Origin of the sequence: Allokutzneria sp. NRRL B-24872 (genome assembly GCF_002155965.1) — a bacterium.
Classification (GTDB): Bacteria; Actinomycetota; Actinomycetes; order Mycobacteriales; family Pseudonocardiaceae; genus Allokutzneria.
The window spans coordinates 121,772-137,045 of the sequence record NZ_MUMH01000015.1; the positions used below are offsets into that span (position 1 = coordinate 121,772).

Annotated in this window: 17 protein-coding genes; 7 read left to right on the forward strand and 10 right to left on the reverse strand. The window is 69.3% G+C overall.

What is annotated here, in order from left to right:
* Window positions 1–31: 31 nt before the first annotated feature.
* Complete coding sequence (locus CCN37_RS04170; protein ID WP_086819284.1) at window positions 32–772, reverse strand: Asp/Glu/hydantoin racemase; 741 nt, start codon at window positions 770–772, stop codon at window positions 32–34.
* Between the two features lie 139 nt (window positions 773–911).
* On the opposite strand from CCN37_RS04170, the gene CCN37_RS04175 reads away from it, so the two are divergent.
* On the forward strand, window positions 912–1,829 hold the full coding sequence (locus tag CCN37_RS04175) for a D-2-hydroxyacid dehydrogenase (RefSeq protein WP_086819328.1): 918 nt from the start codon (window positions 912–914) through the stop codon (window positions 1,827–1,829).
* A gap of 8 nt (window positions 1,830–1,837) precedes the next feature.
* Window positions 1,838–3,241 carry an amidase gene (locus CCN37_RS04180; RefSeq protein ID WP_086819285.1) on the forward strand — a complete coding sequence of 468 codons (1,404 nt, stop codon included), beginning with the start codon at window positions 1,838–1,840 and terminating at the stop codon, window positions 3,239–3,241.
* On the opposite strand, the gene CCN37_RS04185 is transcribed toward CCN37_RS04180, so the two are convergent.
* Complete coding sequence (locus CCN37_RS04185) at window positions 3,238–4,011, reverse strand: enoyl-CoA hydratase-related protein (protein WP_086819286.1); 774 nt, start codon at window positions 4,009–4,011, stop codon at window positions 3,238–3,240. The two genes, CCN37_RS04180 and CCN37_RS04185, sit on opposite strands and share 4 nt — an antisense overlap.
* A 37-nt stretch (window positions 4,012–4,048) precedes the next feature.
* Between CCN37_RS04185 and CCN37_RS04190 the strand changes: the two genes are divergently transcribed.
* Window positions 4,049–4,678, forward strand: coding sequence for a LysE family translocator (locus tag CCN37_RS04190; protein ID WP_086819287.1), 630 nt, complete (start codon window positions 4,049–4,051; stop codon window positions 4,676–4,678).
* A gap of 106 nt (window positions 4,679–4,784) precedes the next feature.
* On the opposite strand, the gene CCN37_RS04195 is transcribed toward CCN37_RS04190, so the two are convergent.
* Window positions 4,785–5,726 (reverse strand): GlxA family transcriptional regulator, encoded by a 942-nt coding sequence (locus tag CCN37_RS04195; protein WP_086819288.1) that lies wholly within the window; start codon window positions 5,724–5,726, stop codon window positions 4,785–4,787.
* Window positions 5,727–5,798: 72 nt separating this feature from the next.
* On the opposite strand from CCN37_RS04195, the gene CCN37_RS04200 reads away from it, so the two are divergent.
* Both CCN37_RS04200 and CCN37_RS04205 read left to right on the forward strand, forming a co-directional pair.
* Window positions 5,799–6,344, forward strand: coding sequence for a cysteine hydrolase family protein (locus tag CCN37_RS04200; protein ID WP_086819289.1), 546 nt, complete (start codon window positions 5,799–5,801; stop codon window positions 6,342–6,344).
* A gap of 42 nt (window positions 6,345–6,386) precedes the next feature.
* Window positions 6,387–6,803, forward strand: coding sequence for a nuclear transport factor 2 family protein (locus tag CCN37_RS04205; RefSeq protein WP_086819290.1), 417 nt, complete (start codon window positions 6,387–6,389; stop codon window positions 6,801–6,803).
* Between the two features lie 6 nt (window positions 6,804–6,809).
* Here CCN37_RS04205 and ehuA read toward each other — a convergent pair whose 3' ends face one another.
* The 7 genes from ehuA to murA all read right to left on the reverse strand — a co-directional run bounded on the left by ehuA (window position 6,810) and on the right by murA (window position 14,241).
* Window positions 6,810–7,625: an ectoine/hydroxyectoine ABC transporter ATP-binding protein EhuA gene (ehuA, locus tag CCN37_RS04210; RefSeq protein WP_086819291.1), complete on the reverse strand. Its 816-nt coding sequence runs from the start codon at window positions 7,623–7,625 to the stop codon at window positions 6,810–6,812.
* Between the two features lie 27 nt (window positions 7,626–7,652).
* The gene (gene ehuD, locus CCN37_RS04215) at window positions 7,653–8,318 is read right to left on the reverse strand and encodes an ectoine/hydroxyectoine ABC transporter permease subunit EhuD (protein WP_086819292.1); all 666 of its coding nucleotides are present in this window, start codon (window positions 8,316–8,318) and stop codon (window positions 7,653–7,655) included.
* A complete protein-coding gene (gene ehuC / locus CCN37_RS04220; RefSeq protein ID WP_086819329.1) occupies window positions 8,315–9,007 on the reverse strand; it encodes an ectoine/hydroxyectoine ABC transporter permease subunit EhuC in 693 nt (230 codons plus the stop codon). The genes ehuD and ehuC overlap by 4 nt, the downstream gene beginning before the upstream one ends.
* A 12-nt stretch (window positions 9,008–9,019) precedes the next feature.
* Window positions 9,020–9,919: an ectoine/hydroxyectoine ABC transporter substrate-binding protein EhuB gene (ehuB, locus tag CCN37_RS04225; RefSeq protein ID WP_210407863.1), complete on the reverse strand. Its 900-nt coding sequence runs from the start codon at window positions 9,917–9,919 to the stop codon at window positions 9,020–9,022.
* Window positions 9,920–10,068: 149 nt separating this feature from the next.
* Window positions 10,069–12,093 carry a protein meaA gene (locus CCN37_RS04230; RefSeq protein ID WP_086819294.1) on the reverse strand — a complete coding sequence of 675 codons (2,025 nt, stop codon included), beginning with the start codon at window positions 12,091–12,093 and terminating at the stop codon, window positions 10,069–10,071.
* 113 nt (window positions 12,094–12,206) lie between these two features.
* Window positions 12,207–12,956 (reverse strand): type 1 glutamine amidotransferase domain-containing protein, encoded by a 750-nt coding sequence (locus CCN37_RS04235; RefSeq protein ID WP_210407864.1) that lies wholly within the window; start codon window positions 12,954–12,956, stop codon window positions 12,207–12,209.
* 7 nt (window positions 12,957–12,963) lie between these two features.
* Window positions 12,964–14,241: a UDP-N-acetylglucosamine 1-carboxyvinyltransferase gene (gene murA / locus CCN37_RS04240; RefSeq protein ID WP_086819295.1), complete on the reverse strand. Its 1,278-nt coding sequence runs from the start codon at window positions 14,239–14,241 to the stop codon at window positions 12,964–12,966.
* Between the two features lie 56 nt (window positions 14,242–14,297).
* Here murA and CCN37_RS04245 point away from each other — a divergent pair, with 56 nt between their 5' ends.
* Both CCN37_RS04245 and CCN37_RS04250 read left to right on the forward strand, forming a co-directional pair.
* Window positions 14,298–14,876 carry a cob(I)yrinic acid a,c-diamide adenosyltransferase gene (locus CCN37_RS04245; protein WP_086819296.1) on the forward strand — a complete coding sequence of 193 codons (579 nt, stop codon included), beginning with the start codon at window positions 14,298–14,300 and terminating at the stop codon, window positions 14,874–14,876.
* A gap of 109 nt (window positions 14,877–14,985) precedes the next feature.
* Window positions 14,986–15,267, forward strand: a complete 282-nt coding sequence (locus CCN37_RS04250; protein ID WP_143261421.1) for a hypothetical protein — start codon at window positions 14,986–14,988, stop codon at window positions 15,265–15,267.
* Window positions 15,268–15,274: the final 7 nt, after the last annotated feature.

Genomic DNA, 15,274 nt, shown 5'->3' on the forward strand with positions numbered 1-15,274 from the left:
GCGAGTTCCTCCAACAGGGTTGTCGACAATCCTAAGTGACTTCGCGGAGCCAGGTTCCCGGCCCCACGATGGGCAGCCGCATCCGGCGCAGGCAGGCCCACATGGTCAGCTGGTTGGCGGTGAGCACCGGCTTGCCGAGCCTGCGCTCCAGCGGCTCGATCAGGTCGTAGGTGGGCAGGTTGGTGCAGCTGACGAAGATCGCCTCGGCGTCGGGGTGGTCGGCGGCGAGGATGCGCTCGGCGATGGTGCGGTAGCTGACCTTCCAGATGCCGCCGCCGAGCCCGAGGTAGTCACTGGAGACCGTGGTGACGCCCAGTTCGGTGAGGAACGCTTGGAGGCTCCTGGTCAGGTCCTCGTCGTAGGGCGTGATCACCGAGACCGAGCGCAGATCGAGCTGTTGCAGCACCTCGGCGAGCGCCCCCGAGGTGGTCACCGCGTCCGGCGCGCCCGCGTCGCAGATCGCCTTGCACAGCGAGCGCTCGTGGTCCACGCCGTTGACGAAGCTGCCAGAGGTGCAGAGGTAGGCGACGACCTCGGGTTCGACGTGCAGCACGTCCCTGGTGGCGGCGGCCAGGTGCGAGCTGTTGCTGACCAGGCGGGCCATCTCCATGCTGACCGGCACCGGCTCGTACGGGGTGCGGGCCAGGTGCAGCGAGACCTCCATCGGCACCCAGCGCCACAGCTCCCGCTCCAGCGCCAGGTCGAACGGGGCGATGACGCCGATCCCGCGCTGGGCGAGCGGACCGTCGAAGTCCAAGAGATCCAAATCCAAGGCTGGGCTCCCAGGGTGAGGAGTGGCCTCCGGGGTGACTCCTCGGATTGTTGACAATCATACGAACGACTTCTAGCGTGTCAACGTGCCCGAAACCCCAGTGCTCACGGTCTTGCACGGCGACTCACGGCCGCCCGGCATGCAGGGCATCGAGGACGCCGCGGTGGTTCGTTACACCCGGGAGGACGGGCTCGCCGAGGCACTGAGCGGCGCGGACGCGCTGTTCGTCTACGACTTCCTCTCCAAGGCCGTCCCCGGCGCCTGGCACGCCGCCGACCGGCTCCGCTGGGTGCATATCGCCAGCGCAGGGGTGGACCCGGTGCTGTTCCCGGGGCTCATGGACAGCGATGTCGTGCTGACCAACTCGCGCGGGGTCTTCGACCGGCCGATCGCCGAGTACGTGCTCGGCGTGCTGCTGGCCTTCGCCAAGGATTTCGCTCGTTCGGCCGAACTCCAGAGCCGGAAACGTTGGCTGCACAGGGAATCCGAACGCCTCAATGGCAAGCGCGCGCTCGTCGTCGGCACCGGCCCGATCGGCAGGGCCATCGCGGAGCTGCTGCGCGCGGTCGGGCTGCACGTGTCCGGCATCGGCCGCCGCGCCCGCGCGCAGGACCCGGACTTCGGCACGGTGCACTCCGCCGGCGAGCTGCTGAAGCACTTGCCGGAAGCGGACTTCGTCATCGCGGTGGCGCCGCTGACCGAGCACACCAAGGGCATGTTCGACTCCAGCGCGTTCGCGGCGATGCGCCCGACCGCGCGGTTGGTCAACGTGGGGCGCGGCGAGCTCGTCGTGACCTCGGACCTGGTGCGAGCACTGCGCGACGGAGTGATCGCGGGCGCCGCGCTCGACGTGTTCGAGACCGAGCCGCTGCCCCAAGACAGTCCACTGTGGACCATGGAGAACGTCCTGATCTCCCCGCACATGTCCGGCGACTTCGTCGGCTGGCGGGACGCGCTGGTCGAGGTCTTCGCGGACAACTTTCGGCGGTGGCGGGTCGATCGTGATCTTCGTAATGTCGTCGACAAGCAGCTGGGCTACGTGCCGAGCACACGCTGAGGAGGGTCATGGCCCCGAACACGAGCAGCCTGACGACGGCGAGCGAGTTGGCAGCGGCCTTCTCCTCAGGAGAGCTGTCGCCGGTGGAGGCGACCCGGTCCGCGCTGGAGGCGATCGAGCGCGCGGACGGCGACCTCAACGCCTACTGCCTCGTCGACGCCGAAGCCGCGATGGAGCAGGCGAAGGCCTCGGAACAGCGGTGGCACGACGGCAACCCGATCGGCTGGCTGGACGGGGTCCCCGCCTCGATCAAGGACATGTTCCTCAGCGTCGGCTGGCCCACGCTGCGCGGTTCCCGCTGCATCGACCCGGAGCAGCCGTGGGTGGTGGACAGCCCGGTCACCGCGCGGTTGCGCGAGAACGGCTTGGTGCTGCTGGGAAAGACCACCACGCCGGAGCTCGGGTGGAAGGGCGTCACCGACAGCCCGCTGCGCGGCGTCACGCGGAACCCTTGGGACTCCACGAAAACCGCGGGCGGCTCCAGTGGCGGCAGCGCGGCGGCGGTCGCGGCGGGCATGGGCGCGCTCTCCGTGGGCACCGACGGTGGCGGCTCCGTGCGGATTCCCGCGTCCTTCTGCGGGATCGTCGGGTTCAAGCCGACGCACGGCCGCATCCCGCTCTACCCCGCGAGCCCCTTCGGCCCGTTGTCGCACGCCGGTCCGATGGCGCTCTCCGTCGACGACATCGCGCTGTTGCAGGACGTGCTCGCGCTGCCGGACTACCGCGACCCCACATCGCTCCCGCAGCTCGTCGGCACCTATCGCGAGGCCGTTCGGCGCGATGTGCGCGGGCTTCGCGCGGCGTTCTCGCCGAACCTCGGCTACGTCGACGTGGACCCCGAGGTCGCCGAGATCGTGGCCTCCGCCGTGCGCGCGATCGACGAGGCCGGGCTGCACGTGGACCAGGCCGACCCCGGTTTCCAGGACCCGAAGGAAGCGTTCTGGGTGCTGTGGTCCACCGGCGCCGCGAAGTGGCTGGACGCCTTCCCCGCGGGCTCGGCCGACGAACTCGACCCAGGGCTGCGGTTGCTGTGGGAGCAGGGTGGCACCTACACCGCCAGCGACTACCTCGGTGCCAACGCCGAGCGCGCCGCGCTGGGCATCACCATGGGCGAGTTCCACAGCAGGCACGACGTCCTGATCACGCCGACCATGCCGATCGCCGCGTTCGAGGCGGGCGCCGACGTGCCCGCGGGCAGTGCTGTGCCAGGGGCAAGGGAAATGAGCGGCTGGCCGGACTGGACCCCGTTCACCTACCCGTTCAACATGACGCAGCAGCCCGCGATCAGCATGCCCGTCGGCAGGACCGCGGCCGGGCTCCCCGTGGGCCTGCAGATAGTCGGCCCGAGGCACTCCGACGACCTCGTCCTGGCCGTCGCCCGCCTCGTCGAGGAGGTCGTCCCCACCCGCTAGTCCGGCCAGGAGGGCTTGCGCTTCTCCAGGAAGGCGGCCATGCCCTCCTTCGCGCCGGGCGTCTGCGAGGCGGCCGCCATGGCTTCGAGCGCGAGTTCGTAGGCGTCCGCCTCCGGCCGGTCGAGCTGTGCGTAGAGAGTCCGCTTGCCGGCCGCTTTGCTCGCGCGGCTGCCCCGCGTGGCCCGCGCCAGGAGGTCGTCGACGGCGGCGTCCAACTCCTCGTCCGGCACCGCGCGGTTGATCAGGCCCCACTGCTCGGCGGTCGCGGCGTCGATCGGATCGCCGGTCAGCGCCAGCTCCATCAGGCGCTTGCGGCCGACCGCGCGAGCCACCGGCACGGCGGGCGTGTGGCAGAACCACCCCGCCTTGCCACCCGGCAGCGCGAACCCGGCGGAGGCCGCCGCCACGGCGAGGTCGCACGACGCGACGAGCTGGCACCCGGCGGCGGTGGCCAGCGCGTGCACCCGCGCGATCACCACCTGCGGGATCGACTGGACGGTGCGCATGACCTCGGTGCACAGCTCCAGCAGCTCGCGCACCCCGTCGAGGTCGCGCGCGGCCACGTCGGCGAAGTCGTGCCCGGCGGAGAAGACCTTGCCCGTCCCGGCGAGCACCACCCCGGTCGCGTCGGACTCCCCCGCCGCGCGGAAGGCGCTCAGCAGCTCGGTCAGGTGCTCGGCGGAGAGCGCGTTGCGGCGCTCCGGCCGGTTCATCGTGATCCGAACGATGTCGTCCGCACGATCGACGAGGAGGTTCCGGTACTCGGCCATGGCCCCGACCGTAGCGGCGCGGAGTTAGCCTGACGAGGTGCCCGAACTGCTGATCCCCTTCCTGGCCGTCGTCGTCGTGCTGACGATCACTCCCGGCCCCGACATGGCGCTCGTGCTGCGCAACGGGGTTCGCGGTGGGACCGCCGCCGCGTGGTGGACCGGGCTCGGCTGCTGCGCCGGGATCGCCGTGCACGCGCTCGCCGCGGTCATCGGGCTCTCCGCGCTCCTGGCCGCGTCGGCGACCGCGTTCACCGTGGTGAAGCTCGCGGGCGCGGCGTACCTGGTGTGGCTCGGCGTGCAGGCGCTCTGGGCGGCCCGGCACGGTCTGCGCGGCCTCAAGGCAGCTTCAGTGGCGGCCGTCGCGGAGCCCGTGGCCCGCAGCGCCGCGTTCCGCCAGGGCGTGCTGAGCAACATCCTCAACCCCAAGATCGCGCTGCTGTTCCTGACCCTGTTGCCGCAGTTCGTGGCCGCCGGAGAGTCCCGCATGGCCACCTCCGCCGTGCTCGCAGCCGTCTTCCTGGCGCTCGCCGTGGCGTGGTGGACCGTCTTCTCCGTGCTCATCGGCAAGCTCGGCCGCTTCCTCTCCCACCCCAAGGTCAAGCTCACCCTCGAACGCCTCACCGGCGCCGTCCTTGTGGCCCTCGGCCTCCGCGTGGCCCTCGACTGACCGCCGCACTCCGCTCCCCGCCAATGCCGCGTTTGGTCCGTTGAGCGTGCTGAATGACTCGTTCAGTCCGCTCAACCACCTCAACGAGTCATTCAGCTCATAACCGCTAAGGCGTGTGGAAGGTGCGGCGGTAGGCGCCGGGGGTCACGCCGAGGGCGGAGTGCATGCGGCGGCGGAGGTTCGCGGCGGTGCCGAGGCCGCAGCGGTGCGCGACGCGGTCGACGGAGAGGTCGGTGGTCTCCAGCAAGCGCTGGGCATGGCGAATCCGTTGCGCCAGAAGCCACTTCCCGGGCGTGGTGCCCATGGCGGCGGTGAAGGCGCGTTGGAAGGACCGCTCGCTCATCCCCGCGTGCGCGGCGAGATCACCCACGCCCAGTGGACTCTCCAGCCGACCGCTCGCCCAGTCCACAGTAGACCCAATGCCCGCCTGGGCCGGGCGCGACGGGACTGGAGCCTCGACGAACTGCCGCTGATCACCCTCGCGCGCGGGCGGCATCACCAACCGGCGGGCGAGGGCGGTGGCCACGGAAGCACCGAGCGCACGCCGCACCAGGTGCAGGCAGAGGTCGACGCCGCCGACGACTCCCGCCGAGGTCAGCACGGAACCGTCGTCGGTGAACAGCACGTCGCCCCGGATCTCCGCGCGCGGAGCCACAGAAGCCAGCTGCGGTAGCAATCGCCAATGCGTCGTCGCGGGCCGGCCGTCGAGCAGCCCGGCCGCGGCAGCGGTGAACGCGCCGGAGCACAGCGTCGCGATCACGCCGTCGTACGAGCGCAGCGCCCGGACCACCGACTGCGGCACGGGTGCGAGCGGGTCGTAGCGGCCGGGCAGCACGACGAGATCGCAGCCCGCCAACCCGTCCAAACCATGCGTCGGAACCAGTGAACCAATCGGCCGCAGAGTCACAGGAGCCTTGCGAGGAGCACAGATACGCAGTTCGAACGGCCCGATGCCGGAGTCAACGCGATCGACAGACCACACCTCAGCGGTCACGGCCACGTCGAAGGAGCGGGTGTCCGGCAGGGCGAGCAGGCCGACGGTGCGCATGGCAGGAAAGTACTCCTTCGCGCCGGTTCTGCCACTCCCCGCGCACGCCGACGAAAAGGCAGGCTCGACCGCATGACAACAGCTCTGATCGTGATCGACGTGCAGCGCGGCTTCGACGACACCGAGTTCTGGGGCAAGCGCAACAACCCGGACGCGGAGGCCAACATCCGGCTGCTCATCGAGGCGTGGCAACGCAGGCGTGAGCCGATCGTGCTGGTGCGGCACAACTCCGCCAAGCCCGATTCGCCGCTGCGCCCCGGCCAGGAAGGCAACGAGTTCAAGCCGGAGCTCGACGGCGTCACGCCGGACTTCCTCGTCGACAAGAGCGTGCACTCCGCCTTCCACGGCGAGCAGGACCTGCACGCATGGCTGCGGGAACGCGGCATCACCAAGCTCGTCACGTGCGGAATCCAGACCAACCGCTGCGTCGAGACCACGACCCGTGTCGGCGGCGACCTCGGCTACGAGATCGAGTACGTGCTCGACGCGACGTTCACCTTCGACGAGACCGCGCAGGACGGATCGGTCGTCACAGCCGACGAGATCGCGCGCGTGGTCGCGGTGAACCTGCACGGCAACTTCGCCAAGGTGACCAGCACGCGCGCCGTCCTTACCTGACAGGTAATCGATTCGACGCACTCACTCGCGTAGACATGAAGCATGACAACGCGGGACACGGTGATGGAGCTGCTGCGGCGAATCGGCGAGGGCGACCCCGAGCGCATCGCGGAACTGTATGCGCCACAAGGGGACTGGAAGCTCGACTGGCCCGAGGCGGAGCACGGGCGAGCCCAGACGCCGTGGATTCGCCACCGGTCCACGCGCGCCGACGCCGCCGCGCACTTCCGCGAGATCGGCGAGAACCACGTGCCTGGCAAGGCGGCGACAGAGATCGAACGCATCCTCGTCGACGACGACGAAGCCGTGGTGCTGGGCGAGATCCGGCAGACCGCGAAGTCAACCGGACGCGCCTACCGAGCGCGTTTCGCCCTGCACCTCACGGTCGAGAACGGTTTGATCACCCGGCACCACGTCTACGAGGACAGCCTCGCCGTGGCCCAGGCGTTCCAGCGCTGAGAAAGCCTAGGACTCGTTCAGCACCGATTGTAGGAACGATCGCGTGCGCTCGTGGTCGGGCGAGTCGAACATCTGCTCCGGCGGCGCGGCCTCGATGATCTTGCCCTCGCAGAACATCAGCACGCGGTGCGAGATGTCCCGCGCGAACTTCATCGCGTGGGTCACGCACAGCATGGTGACGTCGGTGGTCTTGGCGACGTCGCGCAAAACGTCGAGCACTCCGGCGGCCAGCTCCGGGTCCAGCGCCGAGGTCACCTCGTCCAGCAGCAGCACGTCCGGGCGCATCGCGAGCGCGCGGGCGATCGCGACCCGCTGCTGCTGACCGCCGGAGAGCTGTGAAGGATACGAGTCGATCTTGTGATCGAGTCCGACCATCTCCAGCAGGCCGAGCGCGCGCTCCTCAGCCTCCTCCTTGGACAGTCCGAGCACGTGCACCGGCGCCTCGGTCACGTTGCGCAGCACGCGCATGTTCGGGAAGAGGTTGAAGGACTGGAACACCATGGTGATGCGCTGGCGCACCTTGCGGACGTGCGCCTCGCTCGCCGGGACCAGCTTCCCGCCGCGCTCCTCGTGGAAGAGGTAGTCGTCCCCGACGCGCACGGTGCCGGTGTCCGGCTCCATCAGCGTCATCAGCATGCGCAGGATCGTGGTCTTGCCGGAGCCGCTGGGCCCGATCAGCGTGACCCGCTCCCCGGCGCCAACCGCAAAAGAGAGATCATCTAGCACCACGTTGTCGCCGAAGCGCTTGGAGACCTTGTCGAAGTGGATGAACTGACCGTCCTTGCGTGAGGTCAGGGCTGCCTCGGTCGCCGACTGGCTCATGAGCTTGAGGTCCTTTCCTAGCAAGGGTCATACGGGTCGGGGAGCGGGGACCAGGCGCCGCTCCATCCGCCGCACCAGCCACGCGGTCGGCAGGCTCAGCAGCAGGAAGAGCACGCCGATGATGGTGACCGGCTCCAGGTAGCGGTAGTTCTCCGCGCCGAGCTGCCTGGCGACGGAGAGCAGCTCCATCACCGTGATCACGGTGAGCTGCGGGGTCTCCTTGAACATCGCGATCGCGTAGTTGCCCAGCGCCGGGATCGACGGCGGCACGGCCTGCGGCAGGATGACGCTCGTCCACACCCGCCGCGTCGGCAGGTTGAGCGCCTTGGCCGCCTCCCACTGCCCGGCGGGCACGCCCTCGATGCCGGAGCGGTACACCTCCGAGGTGTAGGTGGCGTAGTGCAGTCCGAGGCCGATCACGCCGGTCATGAAGGCGGACAACTGGATTCCCGCTTCGGGCAGCACGAAGAACAGCACGAACAGCTGCACCAGCAACGGGGTCGAGCGGATGAACTCGACGAAGATCTCGGTGGGGATGGAGATCCACCGCGCCGAACTGCGCCGCATCACGGTGAAGAGCAGCCCCAGCACCAACGCGATCGCGGTTCCCGCCAGCGTCGCGAGCACGGTCACGCCGAGCCCGTCGAGCAGTTGCGGCAGCGTCTCCCACGCGTAGCCCCAGTCCCAGGTCACTGTGCCCGCACCCCCTTGATACGCGCGAAGAATCCCGGAGTTGGCTGCCTGCCAAGGGATTTCGCGACGCGGCGCTCGATCAGCCGCACGATGGTCGTGAAGATCACCGCGAGGACCGCGTACAGGATGAGCAGCGCGGTGAACACCGACGCGGAGTCACCGGTGGCGTTGCGCACGATCTGCCCGGCGAAGGTCAGGTCGGGGATCAGCACGATGTAGGCGACCGAGGTCCCCTTCAGCAGCTCGATCAGCAGGTTGCCGAACGGCGGCAGCATGCGCGCGATCGCCTGCGGCAGGACGACGAGCCGCATCCGCTGCGAACGGGTGAAGTTCAACGCCACCGCGGCCTCGATCTGCGCGACCGGGACGGCCACGATGCCGCCGCGCACCACCTCGGCGCCGTAGGCCCCGATGTTCAGCGCCAGCGCGAGGATGCCCGCCCACATCGGTTCGAGCTGCCAGCCCGCGTAGGGCAGCGCGAAGACGAACCAGAACAGCAGCACCAGGGCGGAGATCCCCCGGAACAGCTCGATGTAGCACCGGCCGATGCCGCGCACCACGATGTTCGGGCTGCACGTCGCGATGCCCGCCGCGAAGGAGAACGCCAGGCCGAGCACCGCCGCGCCGACGGTGAGCTGCAACGTGGTCAGCAGACCTTCGAGCAGGTAAGCGAAAAGCTGGGGAGACATGATCACCTCAACTCAAGAGCTGGTGTCGGTGCACAGCTCGGTGGCGGTCAGGGTGGTCATCTCGGCCTCGGTGAACCCGAAGGGCCGCACGGTGGAGAGCAGTTCACCGCTGGCGCGCATCCGGTTCAGCTCCACGTTGAAGGCGTCCCGGAACGTCCGCTGGTCGCGCCGGAAACCGAAGGCTCCGCACCCGAGCTTGCGCTTGCCGCCGATCACCGGGACGAAGGCCGGGGTGAGTTCGAGTGGCGCGTCGGAGCGCTTGGACAGCGCGTCGCGCAAGGAGATCGCGGTCAGCGAGAAGGCGTCCGCGCGGTTGGCCAGGATGCCGTCGAGCCCGCTGAAGACGCTGTCGAAGATGACCGCGCGGTCCATCAGGCCGAGGTCGGTGGCGTAGCTGATGTTCGCGCTGCCGGTCAGCAGACCGACGCGAACGTCTTTGCGGGCAACGACGTCGTCGAGGGTCTTGAGCCCCTTGGGGTTGCCCTTCGGCACCATCAGCGCCTCCGGCGCCTGGTACTCCGGATCGGAGAACAGCACCTGCTTGCACCGTGCCGGCGTGACGAACATGCCCGCGGCGATCACGTCGAACACGCCGACCTGCAACGCCGGGATGAGCGCGCCGAAGTCGGTGATGCGCGGGTTCATCCGCTCGACACCCAAGCGCTGGAACACTATCCGCGCCAGCTCGGGCGCTTCACCGGTGATCCGCCCCGCCCGGTCCACGAAGCCGTACGGGGCCTCGTTGGCGATGCCGATGTTGACCTCGCCGCGGTCGCGGATGCGGGAGAGCAAATCGCCGCCAGCCTCCTGCGCGGTCAGATCGACTGTGCTACAAGAGGAAACGGCCAACCCGAGCGCACCGGCCGCCGTGCCCATCAGGAAGTTCCGTCGGGAGACGTGCGCGGCACACACGAGGCGCGACTCCTTGCGTCGGCAACAGAACCCGGCGAACGGTAGGTGCGTCACCCCACCCGGTCAAAGGGTCCGGTGTGGACAGCGCCGATCGCCGTGCCGGGTGTACCCGCTTTTCCCCCGGTCAAACCGCCGCTTCTATGCAAAGGTCACGATTGCGTCAACCCGTGGGCTTTCCGGATCACCGTCACGATCTCGTCCATGATCTCGGTCAGCTCGTAGTCCTTGGGCGTGAAAACCTTGGCCACACCGCGTTTCAGCAGCTCCTCCGCGTCGGCTGGCGGGATGATCCCGCCCAGCACCACCGGAACGTCGGTGACCCCAGCCGCCTTCAAGCCCTCCACGACCGCGGGCACGACCTCCAGGTGCGAACCGGAGAGCACGGACAGCCCGACGACGTGCACGCCCTCCTGCACCGCCGCCGCGACGATCTGCGCCGGAGTGAGCCGAATGCCCTGGTAGACAACCTCGAAACCGACGTCCCTCGCGCGCACGGCGACCTGCTCGGCGCCGTTGGAATGGCCGTCCAAGCCGGGTTTGCCGACCAGGATTCGCAAACGCTCGCCGAGGTCCTCCCCCGCCTTGGCCACGCGCTCGCGGACCCCGGCCAGCGCGGCGCCCGCGACCCCGGCGGCCGATGCGCCGGAAACCCCCGTCGGTGCGCGGTACTCGCCGAACACTTCGCGCAGGGCCGAAGCCCACTCGCCGGTCGTCACGCCCGCCTTGGCACAGGAAATGGTGGCGGCCATGAGGTTCGTCCCGGTCTTCGCCGCCTCGCGCAGCCCGCGCAGCGATTCGTCCACAGTGGACGAATCGCGGCCGGAGCGCCACGCGCGCACCGCTTCGCTCGCCTCGCGCTCCACCTTCGGGTCGATCGTCTCGATCGCCTTGGCGCCCTCGGCCTGCAACGGGCTCGGCTCGGTGGTGTCGAACTTGTTGAGCCCGACCACGACGTCCTCGCCCGCCTCCACCCTGCGGCGGCGCTCGGCGAGCGAGGAGACCATCTGCGACTTCATGTAGCCGCTCTCCACCGCCGCGACCGAGCCGCCCATCGCCTGCACCCGGTCGATCTCCGCGCGGGCGCCGTTGACGATCTCGTCGACCTTGGCCTGGATCACCGGGGAACCGTCGAAAAGGTCCTCGTACTCAAGGAGATCCGTCTCGTAGGCGAGCACCTGCTGCATCCGCAGCGCCCACTGCTGGTCCCACGGGCGCGGCAGGCCGAGCGCCTCGTTCCACGCGGGCAGCTGCACCGCGCGGGCACGGGCGTTGCGGGACAAGGACACCGCGAGCATCTCCAGCACGATGCGCTGGACGTTGTTCTCCGGCTGCTGCTCGGTCAGGCCGAGCGAGTTGACCTGCACGCCGTAGCGGAACCGCCGCTGCTTCGGGTTCTCGATGCCGTAGCGGTCGCGGGTGATCTCCTCCCACAGCACGCCGAACGCGCGCATCTTGCACATCTCCTCGATGAAGCGCACGCCCGCGTTCACGAAGAAGGAGATCCGCCCGACCACCTCGCCGAAGCGGTCGTCGGGCAGCTGGCCGGAGTCGCGCACCGCGTCCAGCACCGAGATCGCCGTGCACATCGCGTAGGCGACCTCCTGCACCGGGGACGCCCCGACCTCCTGCAGGTGGTAGCTGCAGATGTTGATCGGGTTCCACTTCGGCACGTGCTGGACCGCCCACGCCACCATGTCGGTGATCAGCCGCAGGCTCGGCCCCGGCGGGAACACGTAGGTGCCCCGCGACAGGTACTCCTTGATGATGTCGTTCTGCGTGGTGCCCGCGAGCTTGGCCAGCATCTCGTCGCGGTCGAGGCCCTCGTCCTCGGCCTGCTCCTCGGCGACGCCGACGTAGAGCGCGAGCAGCCACATCGCGGTCGCGTTGATCGTCATCGAGGTGTTGGCCCCGGCGAGCGGGATGCCGTCGAAGAGCTGGCGCATGTCGCCGATGTGGCTGATCGGGACGCCGACCTTGCCGACCTCGCCCTTGGAGAGCTCGTGGTCGGGGTCGTAGCCGGTCTGCGTCGGCAGGTCGAACGCGACCGAGAGGCCGGTCTGCCCCTTGGCCAGGTTGCGGCGGTAGAGCGCGTTCGACGCGCTGGCCGAGGAGTGACCCGCGTAGGTCCGCATCACCCACGGGCGATCGCGATCACGGTCGGACGGGTACGGCACTGTCCACCTCCGCCTGCGGCTTCGGATTTCGCCGGGCCCAGCGTACTGGCGAGTAACCAGTGATCTACGTGCGATTACTCACAGCAGCCAACAGAACCGGTTCAGCAACCGGCTCATGTTTGATCAAGCAAGTCGCGAACACGCCTCGCGAACAGGTACGCGTCGCCGGGCCAGCGGGCCGAGACGTACCGCCCGTCCACGACGACGAAGGCCGCTGTGTCGTCCGTCGCAGTCCCGCGCGCGCTCAGCGTCCTCGGGCCGCGAACGAAGTCGTCCGGACTCGCGAGCGCGCCCCGCACCTCTGCCTCGACGTAGGCCGGATAGGTCCGGTAGTAGCGGCCGAGCTTCCACGCGGTGAGGAAGTACGCGGAGCGCTCCATGTACTTCGGCAGGCACGTCGTGCGTCGACCGTGCAGCAACTTCCGCCCGGTCTTGTGATCGGTCGCGCGGGCAGGCAAGAGGACTCCGTGGCAGATCGCGCCGACGGGTCGGTCGAGACTCCAGAAATCGGAGATCTTCCCGCGCAGCATCAAAGATCCGAGGTACTGCCGCATGCCCGGCGCGTGCCCGCCCGCCAGTACGAGCGCGTCGTGGTCGGCGGCGATGACGTCTTCCCACGCGATGGTCTCGCGGAACTCACGGCTGCGCGCCAGCTCCTGGTAGAGCCGTTTGGGCTCCGGCTCCGCCCCGAGCGCTCCGAAGATCACCCCGTCCAGCAGCCGCTGATCGGCGGCCGGGACGGTTCCCGCGCGCTCGGTGGCGAAGACGACCTCGTGCCCGGCCTCGGTCAGCACGTGCCAGGGCACCGCCACCTCGGTCACGTCGAAGTCCGTGTCCGGCAACGGCATCAGCACCCTGGCCACGGCTGGATCAGCGCTCCGGCGGCGCGGACACCCGCTGCACGTCGGCGCCGAGGCGCTGGAGGTTCTCGATGAACTGCGGGTAGCCGCGGTCGATGTGGAAGACGTCCCACACCTCCGTGACGCCCTCCGCGCACAGGCCCGCGAGCACCAGGCCCGCGCCCGCGCGGATGTCCGAGGCCCACACCGGCGCTCCGGAGAGCTTCTCGATGCCGCGGACCACGCAGTGGTGGCCGTCCGTGCGCGCGTCCGCGCCCATCCGCATCATCTCCTCGACGAAGCGGAACCGGGCCTCGAACACGTTCTCGGTGATCATCGAGGTGCCCTCGGCGACCGCGGCGAGCGCGACCGCGAACGGCTGGTTGTCCGTTGCGAAGCCGGGGTAGGGCAGCGTGACGAAGTCCACCGCCTTGGGGCGGCCGTCCATCACCACGCGGAAGCCCTGCTGCGGCTCGGTGACGGTGGTGACCTCGGCGCCCGCGCTGCGCAGCTTCTCCAGCACCAGGTTGAGGTGGCCCGGGTCCACGCCGAGCACCGTGATGTCCCCGCGCGTCATCGCGGCGGCCAGCGCCCAGGTCGCGCCGACGATGCGGTCGCCGATCACGCGGTGCTCGGTGGGCTGCAAGGACTGCACGCCGTGCACCGTCAGCGTCGAGGTGCCGGCGCCCTCGATCTTCGCGCCCATCTGCTGGAGCATCACGCAGATGTCGATGATCTCCGGCTCGCGCGCGGCGTTGTCGATGACCGTGGTCCCGTCCGCGAGCACGGCGGCCATCAGGATGTTCTCGGTGGCGCCGACGCTCGGGAAGTCCAGCCAGATCTGCGCGCCGTGCAGGTTCTCCGCCTCGGCGACCACGCAGCCGTGCTCGATCCCCGTGGTCGCGCCGAGCTGGCGCAGTCCGTTCTGGTGCATGTCCAACGGCCGCGAGCCGATCGCGTCACCGCCCGGCAGCGCCACGACCGCCTTGCGGCAGCGCGCGACCAGCGGGCCGAGCACGCAGACCGAGGCGCGCAGCTTGCTCATCGACGCGAAGTCGGCGCGGTGGTTCGGCGTCGCCGGGGAGACGATGGTGACCTTGTCGTGGTCGATGTCGACCTCGCAGCCCAGGCCCCTCAGCACGTCCGCCATCAGCGGCACGTCGAGGATCTCCGGGCAGTTGGTCAGTGTCGTGGTGCCCTCGGCCAGCAACGCGGCCGCCATCAGCTTCAGAACACTGTTCTTCGCACCGACGACGGAAACTTCACCGACGAGGCGCGCGCCGCCCTGGACGCGGAAATGCTCGCTCACGACGAGCCATCGTATGGGTCAAGCCAAAACGTCTCGTGACCCGTAGGGTCGCTGCCATGTCTGTCCGCATCAACCGCGTCTACACCCGCGTCGGCGACAACGGCTCCACCGCACTCGGTGACGGCTCGCGGGTGCCCAAGACCAGCACCAGGATCGCGGCCTACGCGGACGTGGACGAGCTGAACTCCGTCATCGGCGTCGCGCTCGCGCTCGGCTCCCCCGCCGCCGACGTCGCCGACGTGCTCCAGGCCGTGCAGAACGACCTCTTCGACGTCGGCGCCGACCTGTGCACGCCGATCGTGCCCGACCCGCCGTACCCGCCGCTGCGCGTGACCGAGGGCTACGTGGAGCGCCTGGAGCGCTGGTGCGACGTGTTCAACGAGCGCGTCGGCAAGCTGGAGTCGTTCATCCTGCCCGGCGGCACCCCCGCCGCCGCGCTGCTGCACCAGGCGCGCACCGTCGCCCGCCGCGCCGAGCGCAACGCGTGGGGGCTGTTCGAGGACGCCGAGGAGGCCGAGCGCTCCAACCCGCTGGCCGCCAAGTACCTCAACCGGCTCTCCGACCTGCTGTTCATCCTGGCCAGGGTGGCGAACCCGGACGGCGACATTCTCTGGAAGCCCGGCGCCAACGGCTGAGCAATTGGGCATTTACACGAAAACCGGCGCGTTCACAGTGCACATTTCCAAATGAGATTTCGCCTACCCTCGCAATGACGCCAGATCAGACGCGAGTGAGGGAGTGCACGTGGTGGACGGTACAGGCATCTCGGTCGACTTCGACGGCCGGCTGCTCGTCGTGGAGCCCACCACCCCCGCCGCCAAGGAGGAGCTCGGCACCAGCAGGTTGTCGCTGTTCATCACCGACATCTCCCGGCTCTCGCTGAAGGGAGCCGGGATGCTGCGCGGCGGGCGGCTCAGCCTCACCATGCACGACGGCAGCCGCCACCAGCTGGCCTTCAGCCGTGATCAGCAACCCCATTTCGCACACCTCTACAAGGAGCTCCGCGCCGCGAAGTCCACGCACTGAGACAGCG